Consider the following 19417-nt stretch of genomic DNA (forward strand, 5'->3'; position numbering starts at 1 on the left):
GTGGGTGATGACGGGATCGAACCGCCGACCCTCTGCTTGTAAGGCAGATGCTCTCCCAGCTGAGCTAATCACCCTTTGCTTCGTTGAGGCCGCGAAATTTACGCACCTATCGAAGCTAAGTCAAGGACAAGATTGGTTTTTTTCAAAACAAGCAAAAATAGTGGCCTGGCCTTAATCGCCATAGATCATCTTCTTGCTCATGCCGCCATCCACCACAAACTCCTGACCCGTGACAAAACCGGAGTTGCGCGACAACAACCAGGCAACCATCGCGGCAACGTCCTCCACAACCCCTGCCCTGCCAGCAGGGTGCTGAGCGTGATCGGCGTCCGTCAACGGCGCTGCACGCCTTACAGATGGATCACGGGCGTCGATCCAGCCCGGGCTTACAGCATTGACCCTGATTTGCGGGCCAAGGCTGATGGCCAGCGCATGGGTCAATGCCAGCAACCCGCCCTTGCTTGCCACGTAAGCCTCGGTATCAGGCTCCGACTGGCGCGCACGGGTGGAAGCCAGGTTGACGATCGCCCCGCAATGGGCACGCAGATACGGCGCACAATGCTTGGCCAGCAACATCGGCCCGGTGAGATTGACCGCCAGCACGCGATTCCACTGCTCCAGATCGAGGCTTTCCAGGGGCGTGTTGTGCGGGTCCGCAATCGCGGCGTTGCACACCAGCCCGTCCAGCCGTCCGAACTGCCCCAGCACTTGCGCGACACACTGGATGACATCGTCTTCAACCGACACATCCATGCGCACAAACCAGGCACTGTCGCCCAGCGCCTTGGCCACTTTTGTGCCCCGGGCGCGGTCAATGTCGCTGAGCACCACTTGCCAGCCTTCACTGACCAGCCAGGCTGCAATGCCCAGGCCAATGCCCCGCGCAGCACCGGTGACCAGTGCTACACGGCCATTGCCGCTTACCGGCGCCTCGAGCATCCAGTCGGTCACAGCGCGGCCAGGCCTCGTGCGAGGTCGGCTTGCAGGTCAGTGACATCTTCCAGGCCTACGGCGATGCGGATCAGGCTGTCACGAATACCGGCCGCTTCACGCTCTTGCGGTGCCAGGCGACCATGGGAAGTGGTCGCCGGATGAGTAATCGTGGTTTTGCTGTCACCCAGGTTGGCAGTGATCGAGATCAGACGTGTCGCGTCGATAAAACGCCACGCGCCTTCTTTGCCGCCCTTGACCTCAAAACTGACCACGGCACCAAAGCCGCGCTGCTGGCGCTGGGCCAATTCGTACTGTGGATGGCTCTTGAGACCGGCGTAGTGAACCTTCTCTACGCCATCCTGCTGCTCCAGCCACTCGGCCAGGGCCTGGGCACTGGCGCAGTGAGCGCGCATGCGCAGGTTGAGGGTCTCCAGACCCTTGAGGAAGATCCACGCGTTGAACGGGCTCAGAGTCGGCCCGGCGGTACGCAGGAAACCGACGATTTCTTTCATCAGCTCGCCACGACCGGCCACCACCCCACCCATGCAACGACCCTGGCCATCGATGAACTTGGTTGCCGAATGCACCACGATGTCTGCACCCAGCTTCAGCGGCTGTTGCAAGGCTGGCGTGCAAAAGCAGTTGTCGACCACCAGCAAGGCACCCTTGGCGTGGGCGATTTCAGCCAGCGCGGCGATATCGACCAGCTCGGCCAGCGGGTTGGACGGCGACTCGACAAACAGCAGCTTGGTGTTGGGCTTGATCGCCGCGTCCCAGCCAGCCAGTTCGGCCAACGGCACGTAATCGACCTGCACGCCAAAGCGCTTGAAGTACTTCTCAAACAGGCTGATGGTCGAACCGAACACACTGCGCGAGACCAGGATATGGTCGCCGGCGCTGCACAGGCTCATCACCACCGACAGAATGGCTGCCATGCCCGTCGCCGTGGCTACAGCCTGCTCGGCACCTTCAAGGGCGGCGATGCGCTCTTCGAAAGCACGAACGGTGGGGTTGGTGTAACGCGAATAAACATTGCCTGCCACCTCGCCCGAGAACCGCGCTGCCGCGTCTGCCGCCGTGCGGAACACGTAGCTGGAGGTCAGGAACATTGCATCACCGTGCTCACCTTCCGGCGTACGGTGCTGGCCAGCACGCACCGCCAGGGTGTCGAACGCTACGCCCTCAAGGTCGCTGTCCAGCCGACCCGCATCCCAATCCTGACTCATGCTGCCCACTCCTTGCTCTACTTTGTATTGGATAAACGCAAACCGGCCCATCAGGGCCGGTTTGGTGAACACTTAGTTGTTGTACAAGCCTATCGTCGCACCGACGCCCTGGGCAATCACCTTGGAAGCATCGTTGCGCGCACGCTCGATTCGCTCCAGGTAGTTGTCGTCAATATCGCCGGTGACGTACTTGCCGTCAAACACTGCACAATCGAACGCATCGATCTTGATCTTGCCACCACCGACAGCGTCGATCAGGTCAGGCAGATCTTGATAGATCAGCCAGTCGGCGCCGATCAGCTCAGCCACTTCCTGGGTGCTGCGGTTATGGGCGATCAGTTCGTGAGCGCTTGGCATGTCGATGCCATACACGTTCGGGTAACGAACCGCCGGGGCCGCCGAGCAGAAGTAAACGTTCTTGGCGCCGGCTTCGCGGGCCATCTGAATGATCTGCTTGCAGGTGGTACCGCGCACGATCGAGTCATCCACCAGCATCACGTTCTTGCCGCGGAACTCGAGTTCGATGGCGTTGAGCTTCTGGCGCACGGATTTTTTACGTGCAGCCTGGCCCGGCATGATGAAGGTACGACCGATGTAACGGTTTTTCACGAAGCCTTCGCGGAACTTGACGCCCAGATGGTTGGCCAGTTCCAGTGCAGCGCAGCGGCTGGTGTCCGGAATCGGGATCACCACGTCGATATCGTGCTCAGGACGCTCACGCAGGATCTTCTCGGCGAGTTTCTCGCCCATGCGCAGACGGGCCTTGTACACCGACACGCCGTCGATGATCGAGTCCGGGCGCGCCAGATACACGTGTTCGAAGATGCACGGGGTCAGTTTCGGGTTTACCGCGCACTGACGGGTGTGCAGCTTGCCGTCTTCAGTGATGTAAACCGCTTCACCCGGCGCCAGATCGCGGATCAGGGTAAAGCCCAGTACATCCAGGGAAACGCTCTCGGAGGCGATCATGTACTCGACGCCTTCGTCGGTATGACGCTGACCGAAGACAATCGGACGAATGCCGTTCGGGTCGCGGAAACCGACGATGCCATAACCGGTGATCATCGCAACCACGGCGTAACCGCCACGGCAACGGTTGTGCACGTCAGTCACGGCAGCAAACACGTCTTCTTCAGTCGGCTGTAATTTGCCGCGCTGCGCCAGTTCGTGAGCGAAAACGTTAAGCAACACTTCCGAATCGGAGTTGGTGTTGACGTGACGCAAATCAGATTCGTAAATCTCCTTGGCCAGCTGTTCAACGTTGGTCAGGTTGCCGTTATGCGCCAGGGTGATGCCATACGGCGAGTTGACATAAAACGGCTGAGCTTCAGCTGAAGTCGAGCTGCCCGCGGTTGGGTAGCGCACGTGACCAATGCCCACGTTGCCGACCAGGCGCTGCATATGACGCTGATGAAAGACGTCACGAACCAGCCCGTTGTCCTTGCGCAGAAATAACCGGCCATTATGGCTGGTCACAATACCGGCAGCATCCTGGCCGCGGTGCTGGAGGACGGTTAGCGCGTCATACAGCGCCTGATTGACGTTCGACTTACCGACGATACCGACGATGCCACACATGCGACGCAACCCCTACTTAATGGATCTGAACTGAACACCACTCACTTGGGCTGGGTAGCCGGCAAGAGATGCTCCTTGAACGGAATGTCAGCGGGTACGCTGATTCCGCTGGCCAGCCACTGACTGCTCCACCCCAGAATGAGGTTTTTGGACCAGTCGGCAACCAATAGAAATTGTGGCACGAGCCGTGACTCCTGCCACCATGAGTCCTGCTGTACCGGCCCCAGGCTCAACAGCCCGACCGCAGTGACCACCAGCAATGCGCCACGCGCAGCACCGAAGGCCATGCCGAGAAAACGATCGGTCCCGGACAGGCCGGTGACGCGAATCAGTTCGCCGATAAGAAAATTGATCATTGCGCCTACCAGCAAGGTGGCCACAAACATGATGGTGCACCCGACGATAACGCGGGCGGAAGGTGTTTCGATGTATCCGGAGAGGTATTGCGACAGCGAACCGCCGAACATCCAGGCAACGACCCCGGCAATGATCCAGGTGCACAGCGACAATGCTTCTTTTACGAAGCCGCGCTTCAAGCTGATCAAAGCGGAGATGGCGATGATTGCAACGATCGCCCAGTCAACCCAGGTAAATGGCACAGTTCAGCCTACGGATAGATGAGGCGGCGCATTTTAGCAGAGCGCCGCCGCTCAGGTAAGGCGATTTATCCGTGCTTGTGCAATCAGATTGAACCTTTTTACGCTGTCAGCCACGTTCAGGCTGGAAGCGCACCACAAAACCCTTGAGGTTTTGCTGCTTGCCAAGCAAATCGCGCAGGCGATCGGCCTCTGCACGCTCCAGCAATGGGCCGACAAAAACCCGGTTCATCCCGCCAGAAGATCGCACATAAGCGTTATAGCCTTGATTGCGAAGGGTTTTTTGCAGGTTATCAGCACTGGCCCGATTGGACAGGCTCACCAGTTGCACCGACCAGCTGATCGGCAAGCCATTGGGATCAACACGCTTTTGCGTGGTGTCCAGCTTGGCCGGTGCCTGGGCAACGGTTTGCGCCGGCGTGACAGCCGGAGGCTTGGGCGCAGCCACTGCAGGCTTTGCCACGACCGGTGCGACCGGGGCTGGCGCCTGCTGCTCGACAACCGGCTGCTCAACCGGAGCCGGTTCCTCAGGGATCACCTGAGGCTCAGGCACGGCAACCGGCTCGACCTTGACCTGCGGCATTACCGGCATTTCAGGGGCGCTCGGCGCATCCACCTCAATCTGACGCAGCTCGTCCTGCCGGGAGAACAGCATCGGCAGAAAAATAACCGCCAGCGCCACCAGCACCAGGGCACCCACCATCCTTTGTTTGTACGCCTTATCCAGCAAAGCCATTTGCAGCCTCCTGCGTGGCACGCCGCTCCAACCACTCGAGCGCTTCGGCAACACAATAAAATGATCCGAACAACAGGATTTCGTCGTCAGTCGTGGCCCGTTCGCACTGTGCCTCAAGCGCTTGCTCCACGCTGGCATAAGCCGAAACAGCCGCCCCAAAACCCTGCAGCGCGGCCTCGACTTCAGCGCCCGGGCGCGTGCGCGGGGTATCCAGCGGCGCAACAGCCCAATGCGCGACCGAGCCCGTCAGTTGTGACACTACGCCATCCAGGTCCTTGTCGGCCAGCAAACCGAACACCGCCAGGCGCTTGCCTGCCACCGGCCGCTGCGCCAGGCGCCGCGCCAAATACTCGGCGGCATGGGGGTTGTGCCCTACATCCAGCAGTATATGCAAGGGCTTGCCCTTCCAGCTGAACTGGCGACGATCCAGGCGCCCCGTGATGCGAGTACCTGCCAGCGCCGCGACAATGCGCTCCGACTGCCAGGGCAGATCGGTCAACGCATAGGCCTGCACGGCCAGCGCCGCGTTTTCCATCGGCAGATCCAGCAGCGGAATATCGCGCAGCTCGATCAATTGCCCCCGGGCATCCTGACCACGCCAATGCCAGACCTGATCGGTACTGACCAGATCAAAGTCACGACCGCGCAGAAACAGCGGGCAACCCAGCTCTGCAGCCTTGTCGAGCAATGTATGCGGCGGGTTCAGATCGCCACACAGGGCCGGCTTGCCGGCACGGAAAATCCCGGCCTTTTCAAAGCCCACGGATTCGCGGGTGTTGCCCAGATACTCAATATGATCGACACCGATACTGGTCACCAGCGCCAGGTCGGCATCCACCAGATTGACCGCATCCAGGCGCCCGCCCAGGCCGACTTCCAGCACCACGGCATCCAGCTGGGCACGCTCGAACAACCAGAAGGCTGCCAGCGTACCCATTTCAAAATATGTAAGGGATGTCTCGCCGCGCCCTGCATCCAGGGCCGCAAAGGCCTCGCAAAGCAGCTCGTCCGAGACTTCAACACCCTCAATTTGTACGCGCTCGTTATAGCGCAGCAGGTGGGGCGAACTGTAAACCCCCACCTTGAGCCCTTGCGCCTGCAGCAACGAAGCCACAAACGCACAGGTCGAGCCCTTGCCATTGGTACCCGTCACCGTCACCACCCGAGGCGCAGGCTTTTGCAGCCCCAAGCGGTTCGTTACCTCGCGTGCGCGATCCAGCCCCATATCGATGGCCGATGGATGCAACTGCTCAAGATAGGCGAGCCACTCGCCAAGGGTGCGCTGGGTCATAGGTTCGCAGGTGCCGGCGGAACAACGATGGTTTCAACAGGCGCGGCCACGAACACCGGAGTCGGCAAGCCCATCATTTGCGCCAGCAGGTTGCCCAGGCGCGGACGCAGCTCCTGACGTGCAACGATCAGGTCGATGGCGCCGTGCTCCAGCAGGAACTCGCTGCGCTGGAAACCTTCCGGCAGTTTTTCGCGAACGGTCTGCTCGATAACACGCGGACCGGCAAAACCGATCAGCGCCTTAGGCTCAGCCACGATCACGTCACCCAGCATCGCCAGGCTGGCCGAAACACCGCCGTATACCGGGTCGGTCAGTACCGAGATGAAAGGGATGCCTTCTTCACGCAGACGCGCCAGTACCGCCGAGGTCTTGGCCATTTGCATCAGGGAGATCAGGGCTTCCTGCATCCGCGCACCGCCCGAGGCTGCGAAGCAGATCATCGGGCAGCGGTGTTCAAGGGCGTAATTGGCCGCACGCACGAAGCGCTCGCCAACAATGGCACCCATAGAGCCACCCATGAAGGAGAACTCGAAGGCCGACACCACCACCGGCATGCCCAGCAAGGTACCGCTCATGGAGATCAGGGCGTCTTTTTCGCCGGTCTGCTTTTGCGCGCCGACCAGACGGTCCTTGTACTTCTTGCTGTCACGGAACTTGAGACGGTCAACCGGCTCCAGGTCTGCACCCAGTTCGGCACGGCCGTCGGCGTCCAGGAAGATATCAATGCGGGCGCGGGCGCCGATACGCATGTGGTGATTGCATTTCGGGCAAACGTCCAGGGTCTTTTCCAGCTCCGGACGATAAAGCACAGCGTCGCAGGACGGGCATTTGTGCCACAGGCCTTCAGGTACCGAGCTCTTTTTGACCTCGGAACGCATGATCGAAGGAATCAGCTTGTCTACCAACCAGTTGCTCATGCTTTCTTTCTCCAGTACCGGTGGCCAGAACAGTTCAGTTCAGGCCCCGTGTATGCCCTTGAGCTAAATTAATCAGGTGTGTGGCGATAATTGCCGGAACCGCGGTCCGCACTCGGCAAACCAGCAAAACCCTGCAACCCTCAGCCTTACCGACAGCACGCACCAGAGCGGCCGCCACTTAAATTTCTGCCCGTCTTCTCACCGGGCCCGCCTGCTTCGCAGAGCGGTATTGATGGACGGCGGCAGAGTGCCAGCCGTCACATCCGCATCAGTTTGCCGTGCGCACTGCCCGCATAAAGGCACGAATCCTGTCGTGATCCTTGATGCCCTTGCTCTTTTCAACGCCGCCACTGACATCCACGGCGTAGGGCTGCACCCGGGCGATGGCGTCTGCAACGTTGCCGGGCGTCAGGCCGCCGGCCAGGATAATCGGCTTGTGCAAACCCTGAGGTATCAAAGACCAGTCAAATGCCTGACCAGTTCCACCCGGTACACCTTCAACATAGGCATCGAGCAAAATACCGCTGGCCCCTGCATAGGCCTTGCAGGCACCGGCGATGTCATCACCGGCCTTGACCCGCAACGCCTTGATATAAGGACGGTGATAGCCTTCGCACTGCTCCGGGGTTTCATCGCCATGAAACTGCAGCAGATCCAGCGGCACGGCATCCAGGGTTTCGTTCAGCTCACAGGCGCTGGCATTGACGAACAACCCCACCGAAGTCACGAAAGGCGGCAAGGCGGCAATAATGGCCCGCGCCTGCGCGGCCGTGACTGACCGCGGGCTCTTGGCGTAGAACACGAAGCCTATGGCGTCAGCCCCGGCCTCGACCGCAGCCAGTGCATCTTCTATGCGGGTAATACCGCAGATCTTGCTGCGAACAACGGACATCTCGATAACACCCCGAACGCGAAAGCCCCGGATGGTAACAAATGCTTATCCGGGCGTCAGCCGTCCAGGCCGCTAAAACCGGTCAAGAAATGTGGACCAATGTAACGTTCCGGCAACTGGAACTCGTCGCGGTATTCAACTTGCACCAGATACAGGCCGTAGGGATGGGCCGTCACACCGCCCGAGCGCCGCTCGCGGCTCTCCAGCACTTCCTTGATCCACTCCACCGGCCGCTCGCCCGTGCCGATAGTCATCAGCACCCCGGCGATATTGCGCACCATATGGTGCAGAAAGGCACTGGCACGAATATCCAGCACAATCATGTTGCCGTGACGGGTCACGCGCAGATGGTGCATTTCCTTGATCGGGGATTTGGCCTGGCACTGTCCGGCGCGAAAGGCACTGAAATCATGCACGCCCAACAGGTGTCGAGCTGCCTCGGCCATACGCTCGACATCCAGCGGGCGGTGGTTCCAGGTGATTTCCTGATTCAGATGGGCTGGCCGGATCTGATCGTTGTAGATCACATAGCGATAGCGCCGGGCGATGGCCTTGAAGCGGGCATGGAAGTGCGCGGGCATGACCTGGGCCCAGGTGACGCTGATGTCATGGGGCAAATTGATATTGGCGCCCATGACCCAGGCTTTCAGGGAGCGCTCGGCCCGGGTGTCAAAATGCACCACCTGCCCGCAGGCATGCACACCGGCATCCGTACGCCCGGCGCACATCAGGGAGACCGGTGAGGCGGCCACTTTGGACAGGGCGTTTTCCAGGGTTTCCTGAACGGTCAGCACACCATTGGCCTGGCGCTGCCAGCCGCTGTAGCGCGAACCTTTGTATTCCACCCCAAGGGCGATTCGGTAAAAACCTTCCGCGGCCATTTCAGCGGCCGGGTTATCTATATTTGCCAAGGACTTGCAGCCTGCTCATAAACGCAAAGGCGGCCATTATAGGGCGCACCCGGCAAGACGCCATGAAACATTTCACCGGAACGTCAGACAAACCAGGCTTCGTAGCAGCTGCCAAAGGACATTTCAACTGTGGGAGCGAGCATGCTCGCGAAGGTCGTTCGCGAGCTGGCTCGCTCCCATAGGGAGGGTTGACCGGCAACAGAGTATCTAAAGGCGTTTCACTCAGTTCAGGCGTGCCATCATTTCCAGGGCTTCGGCCTGCTGCTGTGGATTACCCTCCTCCATGACCTCGGTCAGAATATCCCGCGCACCTTCGTCGTCGCCCATATCGATATAGGCCTGGGCCAGATCGAGTTTGGTGGCCGTTTCATCGGCGCCCGAGAGGAAGTCGAATTCCGGTTCATCATCGGCAAAGGGCTGTTCCAGCGATGATTGCTCAAGGCTTTGCGACAGGCGATGCAACTCGGCATTGACCTTGTCCAGTTCAAGGGCAAAGCTGTCCGCCGCCACAGCGGGTGGAGCGCTTTCTTCAGCCAGGGACAGGTCAAAGTCCGCCGGCAGGTCCAGATCAAAGTCCGACGCCCCTTCGTGAGCCGCCTGAACCTGAACCTGCTGTTCAAGCACCGCTTCGAAACTGTCTGCCGCCGGCTTGTCGAGCCCTGCAGGTTCTGGCGTCACCACCGCAGGGGAAGCCGCTTCCAGTTCATCAAGGCTCAGATCAAAATCGTGATCGAACGCTGCAGGTGCAGGTGCAGCAGGCTCCGGCTGAGGTTCGACCTCGCGATCGTCGCGCATCATGTCCTGGACAAATTGCGCTTGCAGCTGGGTGGCCACCGCTGCGGTAGCAATGCCGGCCGCTGCCGCCACCGCCATGCCAGGATAACGATTTTTGAGCTGCTCGACCTGAGCGTGATTCTTGCCATTGGCTACCAGTTGGCGCTCTTGAGCGATAAAAGCGTCACGATCACCCAGTTCGGCGTAAACCCGCATCAACTCAAGACGCAAATCACTGCGCTGGGGCTCCCGATCGATCGCAGCCTTGAGCAATACAACGGCCTCGCTCAACTGACGCTGCTCAATCAACCGCTCGGCCTGATCCAGCACATCAGCCGCAGGCTTGGCCAGGGTAACCTGCGCGACCACCGGAGCTACTGCCTCCACGACCGGTGCAGGTGCAGGTGCAGGTGCAGGTGCAGGATCGATACTGCGCGACGGCGTTTCAAGCCCCTCAAAACTGCTTTGCGGCAGATCCAGATCGGCTGCAAACCCGGACTCATTTTCAAGATCCCGAGCCATTCGCGCATGTTTTTGTGCTTCTTGCAGCGCCTTGCGCCGACGCACGAGCAACAACAGCAAGAGCAGCAAAAAGACCGCCCCGCCGCCGACAAGCCCCAGTAATAGCGGGCTGTTCAGCAGGTCCTGAATGTTTCGCTCATGGCCTTGCGTCGCCCCGGTGTCTTCAGGACTTGGTGCCACTGCAGTGGCCGGTGCACCTTCGATTGCCGGCGCAATATCGGCTTCAGGCGCATCCTCGGCCTGCACGCCGGCCAACGCAACTGCCGGGTCGACAGGCGCACCTTTGCCGGCCTCCAGCCTGGCCAGTTGATCGTTCTTCAATTCAATCAAACGCTGCAGCTTGTCCAACTGGCTTTGCAGGTCTTTCATCCGGTCTTGCAGCTCGGCATTTTCACGACGGCTGCTGTCCAGACCTTCCTGAGTCATCGCCAGCTGGTCAGCCAGTTTTTTCGCATCCCCGGCAGCACCCTTGCCTGCCTGAGCGGAAACCAGACTCAAGGCATCCTGATGCACAGCCTTGGCGGCAGGCGCCGGCACAGGCTTGCGACCGGTTGCATCGAGTTGCTGGGCCAACGGTACGGTGCGACGGCCACTGCGCCAGTCGGCATTTTGCGACGCCACTTCGTTGATGGCCCTGGCCTGGGGCAATTGCACACTTTGCGAGGCATCTGGCAGGCGCAGCACCTGGCCGGTTTTAAGCCGGTTGATATTGCCGTTGATAAACGCATCAGGGTTCAGGGCCTGAATTGCCAGCATGGTCTGCTGCACCGAGCCGCCGTTGCGCGCCTTGGCGGCGATCTCCCACAGTGTGTCACGGGACGTGGTGGTGTACTGCACGGGCGCGGCAGGCGCAGACGTTGATGCCGCCGACGCGGCCTGCGGCGAGAATCGGGCGGGATCGAGCAACACGCTGTAATCGCGCATCAAGCGGCCGTTGGGCCACATCACCTGCACCAGGAAGTTCACAAAAGGTTCGGACAGCGGCTGGCTGGAGGTGACGCGCAATACGCTCTTGCCATCGGCGTTGATGATCGGGGTAAAGCGCAAATCATCCAGAAACGCCGGGCGCGGAACTCCGGCCTTGCTGAACTCCTGTTCGGGGGCAAGGCTTGGCACCACTTGCGCAGCAGTCAGGTCCTTGACATCGAGCAGCTCGATTTCTGCCAGCAGCGGCTGGTTCTGCGCCGACTTGAGCGTCAGCTCCCCAAGCTCAAGCGCCTGCGCCATACCGGATGACAGCGCCGAAGCGGCAGCGATTGCCAACACCAATTTGCGAACCTGAACCATAGCCTCTTCCTTATTGGTACAGGCCTCGTCCCACGAGACCTGTATAGCAGCCAAGTATCTTTTACAGTTGGTCTTTTATCAACAACTCAGCCAACTGCACGGCGTTCAATGCGCCACCCTTGCGTACGTTATCTGACGTCAGCCACAGATTAAGTTCAGATGTGTCGTCCACACCGTGACGCACTCGACCGACATACACCACATCCTGACCTACGGCATCGCCAACAGCAGTCGGGTAGTCACCGGCTTCCACCAGCTCGATACCCTCACCTGCCTCGAGGGCGGCATTGACTTCAACCAGATCCACCGGCCCGGCCAGTTGCAGGGACACGCTGAAGCTGTCACCAAAAAATACCGGCACTTGCACACTGCTGGCCGATACCTTCAGCGTAGGCATAGCCAGAACTTCGCGCAGCTCATTGACCAAACGTTTTTCCAGCGGCACATGGCCCTGTGCGTCCGGCGTGCCGACCTGGGCCAGGACGTTGAAGGCCATCTGACGATCAAAGAAGCTGGTTTCCAGCGGATGCAGGTTCAGCAGCGCGGTGGTTTGGCGTGCCAGCTCCGAGACCGCTTCACGGCCTTGAGCGGAAACTGCCATGCAGGCCGTCACATTGACCCGCTGAATTTCCAGCACTCTTAGCAAAGGCGCCAGCACCACGGCCAGTGCGGTGGCCGAAGGACTCGGGCTGCTGACTTGCAGTGGCTTTTTCAAGGTTGCCAGCACCTGCGCGTTGGCTTCAGGTACCACCTGCGGCGCCTGTGCAGACGGCAAAGCGCCGGACAGGTCGACCACCATGCACCCGGCTGCACTGGCTTTGGCAGCAAAACTCAAGGTCACGGCAGGGCCTGCGGCAAAGAATGCCAGCTGTACGCTGCTGAAATCGAACGTGTCGACATCGCGCACCCTGACGTTTTTACCGCGAAAAGGCACCGAATGCCCGTCAGATTCACTGCTGGCCAGCAAGTGCAACTTGCCAACCGGAAAATCACGCTCTTCGAGCATTTGTACGATGGTTTCGCCGACAGTGCCGGTGGCGCCAACGACGGCGATATCAAAGGACTGGTTCATGTATCTACCTCAGGCGAAACGTGGGGAGCGGCACTGTACCGGGCACAACCCCGACAGGCAACGCGCCCGGCCGATTTGATGGATGATGACAATTCGTAGCAGCTGATCATCCAATAAAAAGCCCGCGCCTCTTGCGAGACGCGGGCTTGAACCTGCCGGTGGCGAATTAACGCTCCAGCAAAATCCGCAGCATGCGGCGCAGCGGTTCTGCCGCGCCCCACAGCAACTGGTCGCCCACGGTAAAGGCACCGAGGAACTGCGAACCCATGTTCAGCTTGCGCAGACGGCCAACCGGTACATTCAGGGTGCCGGTAACCTTCGTCGGGCTCAGTTCCTGGATGCTGGCTTCACGCTGGTTTGGCACCAGCTTGACCCAGGGATTGTGCTGGCTGATCAAACCTTCGATATCGGCGATAGGCACATCTTTGTTCAGCTTGATGGTCAAGGCCTGGCTGTGGCAACGCATCGCACCGATACGTACGCAGATACCGTCCACCGGAACCGGGTTCTTGAAGCGACCCAGGATCTTGTTGGTTTCTGCCTGCGCTTTCCACTCTTCACGGCTTTGACCGTTCGGCAGCTCTTTGTCGATCCACGGGATCAGGCTGCCGGCCAATGGCACACCGAAGTTTTCGGTCGGGTAGGCATCGCTGCGCATAGCCTCGGCCACACGACGGTCGATATCGAGGATGGCGCTGGCCGGGTCGGCCAGTTGATCGGCGACCGCCGCATGGGTGGTGCCCATCTGCTTGATCAACTCGCGCATGTTCTGCGCACCGGCGCCCGAAGCCGCCTGGTAGGTCATGGCGCTCATCCACTCTACCAGACCGGCTTCGAACAGACCGCCCAGACCCATCAGCATCAGGCTGACAGTGCAGTTGCCGCCGATATAGTTTTTGGTGCCGGCATCCAGCTGCTGGTCGATGACCTTGCGGTTGACCGGGTCCAGAATAATGACCGCATCATCCTGCATGCGCAGGGTCGACGCTGCATCGATCCAGTAACCTTGCCAGCCCGCCTCACGCAGCTTGGGGAACACCTCGCTGGTGTAGTCGCCGCCCTGGCAGGTCAGGATTACATCGAGGGTTTTCAGCTCTTCAATGTTGTAAGCATCCTTGAGCGGGGCAATATCCTTGCCCACGGACGGACCTTGTCCACCGACATTGGAAGTGGTGAAAAACACCGGTTCGATCAGATCGAAATCCTGCTCTTCCAGCATCCGCTGCATGAGCACGGAACCAACCATACCGCGCCAACCGACCAGACCTACACGTTTCATCGCAACTACACCTTTAACAAAAAGTGGGGTCGTTACTTCCACCAACAGGAAGTAACGGGCCCGAGAGATTACAGATTCTGCAGCGCCGCGACTACTGCATTGCCCATTTCCTGTGTTCCGACCCGGGTGCAACCCGTCGACCAGATATCACCGGTACGCAAACCCTGGTCCAGAACCAGGCTTACGGCCTGCTCAATGGCATCGGCAGCAGCGGTCTGGTTGAAGCTGTAACGCAGCATCATCGACACCGACAAAATGGTCGCCAGAGGGTTGGCAATACCCTGCCCCGCGATGTCCGGCGCCGAACCGTGGCAAGGCTCGTACATGCCCTTGTTGTGGGTGTCCAGGGATGCCGATGGCAGCATGCCGATAGAGCCCGTGAGCATCGAAGCCTGGTCGGACAGGATGTCACCGAACATGTTTTCGGTGACGATCACGTCAAATTGCTTGGGTGCGCGCACCAGTTGCATGGCCGCGTTGTCGACGTACATATGGCTCAGCTCGACGTCCGGGTAGTCCTTGGCCACTTGCTCGACCACTTCACGCCACAGCTGGCTGGACGCCAGCACGTTGGCCTTGTCCACCGAGCAGAGCTTTTTGCCACGCACGCGGGCCATGTCGAAACCGACGCGGGCAATGCGGCGGATTTCGCTTTCGCTGTACGGCAGGGTGTCATAGGCCTGACGCTCACCGTTTTCCAGCTCGCGGGTGCCACGGGGGGCGCCGAAGTAGATACCACCGGTCAATTCGCGAACGATGAGGATATCCAGTCCGGAAACGATTTCCGGCTTGAGGCTCGATGCATCAGCCAGTTGCGGGTACAGGATTGCCGGGCGCAGGTTGCCGAACAGGCCCAGTTGCGCACGGATTTTCAGCAGGCCGCGCTCGGGGCGAATGTCGCGCTCGATCTTGTCCCATTTCGGGCCACCCACGGCGCCCAGCAAGACAGCGTCGGCCGCACGGGCGCGCTCAAGGGTCTCGTCGGCCAACGGTACGCCATGCTTGTCGATGGCTGCGCCGCCGATCAGGTCGTGGGTCAGCTCCAGGCCCAGGTTGAACTTGTCACTGGCCAGCTCCAGCACCTTGACCGCTTCGGCCATGATTTCCGGACCAATACCGTCGCCAGGGAGAATCAGAATCTGCTTGCTCATGGGTTCCTCTTTCTTGTCTGTTGATGCCCCCGCAGGCGCACCCGGAAATATTCAGGTTACTTCTCGGCCCACAGCACCAGCACATCGGTGCTGAACGAACCATCGGCTTCAATTTCAAAATAATCGCGTACTTCGGCGCCCATCGACTGCTGCAACTGGCGGATGGCCGCGCTCATGACCTGTGGCGTACGCATGCGCTCGATCCAGGAGCTGAACTCTAAACGCAAACGCTGACGCTGTGTGCTGCGCACGTGCAAACCGGCTTCGCTGACCTGACGCAGCCATTCGGCGCTCGAATAGTCGCGCACATGGCTGGTGTCGCGCAGCACTTCGACACTTTGCAGGTAGGTGTCGAATAACGGGCTGCCGGGTGAGATCACATCGATAAATGCCGCTACGCCACCCGGCTTGAGCACCCGGCGCACTTCGCGCAGGGCAACGCCCAGATCGCTCCAGTGATGGGCCGAGTAACGGCTGAGCACATAGTCGAACTCGCCATCGGCAAACGGCAAACGCTCTGCCGCGCCGCAAACGGTGCTGATATTGTCCAGCCCGCGATCGCTGGCGGCAGCACTGACCACATCGAGCATTTGTTGCGACAGGTCGTATGCCACCACATCCTTGACCAGTGCAGCCACATGAAAGCTTACATGGCCCGCGCCACACCCCAGGTCCAGCACCCGCGCTTCAACTTTACCCGCCAGCTCGGCCTTGAGCAGACCGAACTCGGTGCCTTGCGCATGCACGGCGCTGCTCAGATAGGCCGACGCCTGTTCGCCGAACTGCTTTTGTACGACCTGGGTGTGCTGGGCGGTACTGGTCATTAAAACTTCCTTTTAGCGTCAAGACTTGGGTTGTCCACACTGCCGTCATCGCGGGCAAGCCCGCTCCCACATTTGAAATGCATTCCCCTGTGGGTGCCGGGCTTGCCCGCAAAGAGGCCATTCAAGCGTCGCGAAACAACCACGGCTGGCTCGCACGGTGCTTGCTTTCAAACGCGGCAATTGCATCGCCGTCCTGCAAGGTCAGGCCGATATCGTCCAGGCCGTTGAGCAGGCAATGCTTGCGAAACGCATCGATTTCAAAGCCCAGCACCTTGCCATCCGGGCGGGTCACGGTTTGCGCCTCGAGGTCGATCTTGAGCTGGTAACCCGGCTCGGCTTCAACCTGGGCAAACAGCTCATCGACTTCGGCGTCGCTCAGGATGATCGGTAACAAACCGTTCTTGAAGCTGTTATTGAAGAAAATATCGGCGTAGCTCGGCGCGATGATGCTGCGAAAACCGTACTCTTCCAGCGCCCACGGCGCGTGCTCACGGCTGGAGCCGCAACCGAAGTTTTCCCGGGCCAGCAACACACTGGCGCCCTGGTAACGCTCGGCGTTAAGCACAAAATCCTTGTTCAGCGGGCGTTTGGAGTTGTCCTGGTAGGGCTGACCCACATCCAGATAACGCCACTCGTCAAACAGGTTAGGGCCAAAGCCGGTACGCTTGATCGACTTCAGGAATTGCTTGGGAATGATCTGGTCGGTATCGACGTTGGCACGATCCAAAGGCGCGACCAAACCGGTGTGCTGAGTAAAAGCCTTCATGCTGCGCTCCCCTGGATCAATTCACGGACATCAATAAAACGACCATTCACGGCGGCGGCAGCGGCCATGGCCGGGCTGACCAGGTGAGTACGGCCACCGGCGCCCTGACGGCCTTCAAAGTTGCGGTTGGAGGTCGAAGCACAATGCTCGCCCGACTCAAGGCGGTCCGGATTCATCGCCAGGCACATCGAACAACCCGGCTCACGCCATTCAAAACCGGCCTCGATAAAGATCTTGTCCAGACCTTCAGCCTCGGCCTGGGCTTTAACCAGACCCGAGCCCGGCACCACAATCGCCTGTTTGATGGTGGACGCCACCTTGCGCCCCTTGGCAATTACTGCCGCAGCACGCAAGTCTTCGATCCGCGAGTTGGTGCACGAGCCGATAAATACGCGATCGAGCTGGATATCGGTGATCGCCTGGTTGGCGGTCAGGCCCATGTACTTCAATGCACGTTCGATCGAGCCACGCTTGACCAGGTCGGTTTCCTGTGCCGGATCCGGCACGTTCTGATCAACCGCCAGAACCATCTCGGGCGAAGTGCCCCAGCTGACTTGCGGCTTGATCTGCGTAGCGTCCAGTTCAACCACGGTGTCGAACTGCGCATCGCTGTCGGACACCAGGTCTTTCCAGGCTTCGACCGCCAGGTCCCATTCAGCGCCTTTAGGCGAAAACGGACGGCCCTTTACATAATCGACAGTTTTCTGATCGGCGGCCACCAGGCCTACACGGGCACCGGCTTCGATGGACATGTTGCAGATGGTCATGCGGCCTTCGACGGACAAGTCACGAATCGCGCTGCCGGCGAATTCGATGGCATGACCATTGCCGCCCGCGGTGCCGATCTTGCCGATCACGGCCAGTACGATGTCCTTGGCGGTTACGCCGAACGGCAATTGCCCTTCGACCGACACCAGCATGTTCTTCATTTTTTTGGCGACAAGACACTGGGTGGCGAGCACATGCTCGACCTCGGAAGTGCCGATACCGTGGGCCAATGCACCGAAGGCGCCGTGAGTCGAGGTGTGCGAGTCACCGCAGACCACGGTCATGCCCGGCAAGGTCGCGCCCTGCTCCGGGCCGATCACATGGACGATACCCTGACGCACGTCGTTCATCTTGAATTCGGTAATGCCGTATTCGTCACAGTTGTCATCCAGGGTTTGCACCTGCAGACGGGAAACCTGATCGGCAATCGCTTCGATCCCGCCTTTACGCTCCGGCGTGGTCGGTACGTTGTGGTCCGGGGTGGCGATGTTGGCATCGATACGCCAAGGCTTGCGCCCGGCCAGCCGCAGGCCTTCAAAGGCTTGCGGCGAGGTCACTTCGTGAATGATGTGACGGTCGATGTAGATCAGCGCCGAGCCATCGTCACGCTGCTTGACCAAATGCGAATCCCAGAGCTTGTCGTAGAGCGTTTTGCCGGCCATCAGACGGTTTCCTCATCAGCTACTTTTCTGTGCCAATAACCACTTGGCTTGTGAGGTCGATCCTATGGGGTTACAGTGAATAACTCAAATTCATAATTTTTATGCTTTGGATAACCAACAGGAATTCGAATAGATGGATCTCGCGAATCTCAATGCGTTTATTGCAATTGCTGAAACCGGCAGTTTTTCCGGGGCCGCCGAACGGCTGTTCCTGACCCAGCCAGCCATCAGCAAACGCATTGCCAGCATCGAGCAGCAACTCAAGCTCAGGCTGTTCGACCGGCTGGGCCGTGAGGTCAGCCTCACCGAAGCCGGCCGGGCCTTGCTGCCGCGCGCTTACCAGATCCTCAACGTACTGGATGACACGCGCCGGGCACTCAACAACCTCAATGGCGAAGTCAGCGGGCGCCTGACCCTGGCTACCAGCCATCATATCGGTCTGCACCGCCTGCCACCTTTACTGCGCGAGTTCACCCGCACTTACCCCAAGGTCGCGCTGGATATTCAGTTTCTCGATTCCGAAGTGGCCTACGACGAGATTCTGCATGGCCGCGCAGAACTGGCTGTGATCACCCTCGCGCCGGAGCCTCATTCACTGATTCGTGCCGTGCCGGTCTGGGATGACCCGCTGGATTTCGTGGTGGCCCCGGAGCACCGCCTGACCCGGCAAAAAGCCGTAAGCATGGCCGATATTGCACGCCATCCAGCGGTGTTTCCCGGCGGCAATACCTTTACCCATCATATTGTCCATCGCCTGTTTGAAGCCCAGGGCCTGACACCCAACATCGCCATGAGCACCAATTACCTGGAGACCATCAAGATGATGGTCTCCATCGGCCTGGCCTGGAGCGTGTTGCCGCGCACCATGCTGGATGAACAGGTGGCATCGATTGCCCTGCCCGGCATCCAGCTGACCCGCCAGCTGGGGTATATCCTGCATACCGAACGCACCTTGTCCAATGCGGCCCATGCCTTTATGACCCTGCTCGATGCCCAGGTAGATGCCCTGCCCGCACAAACGGACGACGCCCAAACCGTACACCGGTGAAATAATCCCGCGCATTTGGCCCGATAAAACAATAAGGACCCGCCATGCAAACTCCTGAAATTTTCATCCTCAGCGCCCGGCGCACGGCCATCGGCACCTTTGGCGGCTCGCTCAAGGACGTGCCCCTGGCCGAGCTGGCCAGCACTGCGGTCAAGGCCGCGTTGCACAGCAGCCAGGTCGACCC

General features: G+C 59.8%; 17 protein-coding genes, 1 tRNA gene and 1 pseudogene. 2 read left to right on the plus strand and 17 right to left on the minus strand.

What is annotated here, in order from left to right; genetic code table 11:
• Window position 1: 1 nt before the first annotated feature.
• The 17 genes from GHO03_RS18765 to leuC form a co-directional block, all read right to left on the minus strand.
• A tRNA-Val gene (locus GHO03_RS18765) sits at window positions 2-74 on the minus strand.
• A gap of 97 nt (window positions 75-171) precedes the next feature.
• Entirely contained in the window at window positions 172-939 is a 768-nt protein-coding gene (locus tag GHO03_RS18770; protein ID WP_153400341.1) for an SDR family oxidoreductase, read from the minus strand.
• A gap of 8 nt (window positions 940-947) precedes the next feature.
• Window positions 948-2159: an O-succinylhomoserine sulfhydrylase gene (locus GHO03_RS18775; protein ID WP_095002457.1), complete on the minus strand. Its 1212-nt coding sequence runs from the start codon at window positions 2157-2159 to the stop codon at window positions 948-950.
• A 72-nt stretch (window positions 2160-2231) separates the two neighbouring features.
• On the minus strand, window positions 2232-3737 hold the full coding sequence (purF, locus tag GHO03_RS18780; RefSeq protein WP_095002444.1) for an amidophosphoribosyltransferase: 1506 nt from the start codon (window positions 3735-3737) through the stop codon (window positions 2232-2234).
• 41 nt (window positions 3738-3778) lie between these two features.
• Entirely contained in the window at window positions 3779-4336 is a 558-nt protein-coding gene (locus GHO03_RS18785; protein WP_095028330.1) for a CvpA family protein, read from the minus strand.
• Window positions 4337-4442: 106 nt separating this feature from the next.
• Window positions 4443-5069: an SPOR domain-containing protein gene (locus GHO03_RS18790; protein WP_095002442.1), complete on the minus strand. Its 627-nt coding sequence runs from the start codon at window positions 5067-5069 to the stop codon at window positions 4443-4445.
• Window positions 5053-6360 carry a bifunctional tetrahydrofolate synthase/dihydrofolate synthase gene (folC, locus tag GHO03_RS18795; protein WP_153400339.1) on the minus strand — a complete coding sequence of 436 codons (1308 nt, stop codon included), beginning with the start codon at window positions 6358-6360 and terminating at the stop codon, window positions 5053-5055. Before folC ends, GHO03_RS18790 begins: the two co-directional genes overlap by 17 nt.
• Window positions 6357-7277 carry an acetyl-CoA carboxylase, carboxyltransferase subunit beta gene (gene accD / locus GHO03_RS18800; protein ID WP_095002440.1) on the minus strand — a complete coding sequence of 307 codons (921 nt, stop codon included), beginning with the start codon at window positions 7275-7277 and terminating at the stop codon, window positions 6357-6359. The genes folC and accD overlap by 4 nt, the downstream gene beginning before the upstream one ends.
• Window positions 7278-7545: 268 nt before the next feature.
• Window positions 7546-8169, minus strand: coding sequence for a phosphoribosylanthranilate isomerase (locus tag GHO03_RS18805; RefSeq protein WP_095002439.1), 624 nt, complete (start codon window positions 8167-8169; stop codon window positions 7546-7548).
• Window positions 8170-8225: 56 nt separating this feature from the next.
• The gene (gene truA, locus GHO03_RS18810) at window positions 8226-9050 is read right to left on the minus strand and encodes a tRNA pseudouridine(38-40) synthase TruA (protein ID WP_095002438.1); all 825 of its coding nucleotides are present in this window, start codon (window positions 9048-9050) and stop codon (window positions 8226-8228) included.
• A gap of 252 nt (window positions 9051-9302) precedes the next feature.
• The gene (locus GHO03_RS18815; protein WP_153400340.1) at window positions 9303-11663 is read right to left on the minus strand and encodes a FimV/HubP family polar landmark protein; all 2361 of its coding nucleotides are present in this window, start codon (window positions 11661-11663) and stop codon (window positions 9303-9305) included.
• 61 nt (window positions 11664-11724) lie between these two features.
• A complete protein-coding gene (locus GHO03_RS18820; RefSeq protein ID WP_095002436.1) occupies window positions 11725-12735 on the minus strand; it encodes an aspartate-semialdehyde dehydrogenase in 1011 nt (336 codons plus the stop codon).
• A 166-nt stretch (window positions 12736-12901) separates the two neighbouring features.
• The gene (asd, locus tag GHO03_RS18825; RefSeq protein WP_095002435.1) at window positions 12902-14014 is read right to left on the minus strand and encodes an aspartate-semialdehyde dehydrogenase; all 1113 of its coding nucleotides are present in this window, start codon (window positions 14012-14014) and stop codon (window positions 12902-12904) included.
• 68 nt (window positions 14015-14082) lie between these two features.
• A complete protein-coding gene (gene leuB / locus GHO03_RS18830) occupies window positions 14083-15165 on the minus strand; it encodes a 3-isopropylmalate dehydrogenase (protein WP_095002434.1) in 1083 nt (360 codons plus the stop codon).
• 56 nt (window positions 15166-15221) lie between these two features.
• A complete protein-coding gene (locus tag GHO03_RS18835) occupies window positions 15222-15989 on the minus strand; it encodes a class I SAM-dependent methyltransferase (RefSeq protein ID WP_095021361.1) in 768 nt (255 codons plus the stop codon).
• A 121-nt stretch (window positions 15990-16110) separates the two neighbouring features.
• Entirely contained in the window at window positions 16111-16755 is a 645-nt protein-coding gene (gene leuD, locus GHO03_RS18840) for a 3-isopropylmalate dehydratase small subunit (RefSeq protein WP_095002432.1), read from the minus strand.
• Window positions 16752-18185: a 3-isopropylmalate dehydratase large subunit gene (leuC, locus tag GHO03_RS18845; protein WP_095021360.1), complete on the minus strand. Its 1434-nt coding sequence runs from the start codon at window positions 18183-18185 to the stop codon at window positions 16752-16754. Before leuC ends, leuD begins: the two co-directional genes overlap by 4 nt.
• A 133-nt stretch (window positions 18186-18318) precedes the next feature.
• Between leuC and GHO03_RS18850 the strand changes: the two genes are divergently transcribed.
• Entirely contained in the window at window positions 18319-19233 is a 915-nt protein-coding gene (locus GHO03_RS18850; RefSeq protein ID WP_095002430.1) for a LysR family transcriptional regulator, read from the plus strand.
• 44 nt (window positions 19234-19277) lie between these two features.
• Window positions 19278-19417 (plus strand): annotated as a pseudogene (locus GHO03_RS18855) (acetyl-CoA C-acyltransferase); the annotation flags it as partial.

Source organism: Pseudomonas sp. FSL R10-1339, assembly GCF_009600545.1.
Lineage (GTDB): Bacteria > Pseudomonadota > Gammaproteobacteria > Pseudomonadales > Pseudomonadaceae > Aquipseudomonas > Aquipseudomonas bubulae.

Bases quoted from the DNA above. Each gene is read 5' to 3' on its own strand.
- truA (WP_095002438.1), bottom strand. From the start codon at position 9,050: ATGGCCGCGGAAGGTTTTTACCGAATCGCCCTTGGGGTGGAATACAAA.
- GHO03_RS18770 (WP_153400341.1), bottom strand. From the start codon at position 939: ATGCTCGAGGCGCCGGTAAGCGGCAATGGCCGTGTAGCACTGGTCACC.
- leuD (WP_095002432.1), bottom strand. From the start codon at position 16,755: ATGAAGGCTTTTACTCAGCACACCGGTTTGGTCGCGCCTTTGGATCGT.
- GHO03_RS18805 (WP_095002439.1), bottom strand. From the start codon at position 8,169: ATGTCCGTTGTTCGCAGCAAGATCTGCGGTATTACCCGCATAGAAGAT.
- folC (WP_153400339.1), bottom strand. From the start codon at position 6,360: ATGACCCAGCGCACCCTTGGCGAGTGGCTCGCCTATCTTGAGCAGTTG.
- leuB (WP_095002434.1), bottom strand. From the start codon at position 15,165: ATGAGCAAGCAGATTCTGATTCTCCCTGGCGACGGTATTGGTCCGGAA.
- GHO03_RS18835 (WP_095021361.1), bottom strand. From the start codon at position 15,989: ATGACCAGTACCGCCCAGCACACCCAGGTCGTACAAAAGCAGTTCGGC.
- GHO03_RS18850 (WP_095002430.1), top strand. From the start codon at position 18,319: ATGGATCTCGCGAATCTCAATGCGTTTATTGCAATTGCTGAAACCGGC.
- GHO03_RS18820 (WP_095002436.1), bottom strand. From the start codon at position 12,735: ATGAACCAGTCCTTTGATATCGCCGTCGTTGGCGCCACCGGCACTGTC.
- asd (WP_095002435.1), bottom strand. From the start codon at position 14,014: ATGAAACGTGTAGGTCTGGTCGGTTGGCGCGGTATGGTTGGTTCCGTG.
- GHO03_RS18815 (WP_153400340.1), bottom strand. From the start codon at position 11,663: ATGGTTCAGGTTCGCAAATTGGTGTTGGCAATCGCTGCCGCTTCGGCG.
- GHO03_RS18775 (WP_095002457.1), bottom strand. From the start codon at position 2,159: ATGAGTCAGGATTGGGATGCGGGTCGGCTGGACAGCGACCTTGAGGGC.
- GHO03_RS18790 (WP_095002442.1), bottom strand. From the start codon at position 5,069: ATGGCTTTGCTGGATAAGGCGTACAAACAAAGGATGGTGGGTGCCCTG.
- leuC (WP_095021360.1), bottom strand. From the start codon at position 18,185: ATGGCCGGCAAAACGCTCTACGACAAGCTCTGGGATTCGCATTTGGTC.
- accD (WP_095002440.1), bottom strand. From the start codon at position 7,277: ATGAGCAACTGGTTGGTAGACAAGCTGATTCCTTCGATCATGCGTTCC.
- purF (WP_095002444.1), bottom strand. From the start codon at position 3,737: ATGTGTGGCATCGTCGGTATCGTCGGTAAGTCGAACGTCAATCAGGCG.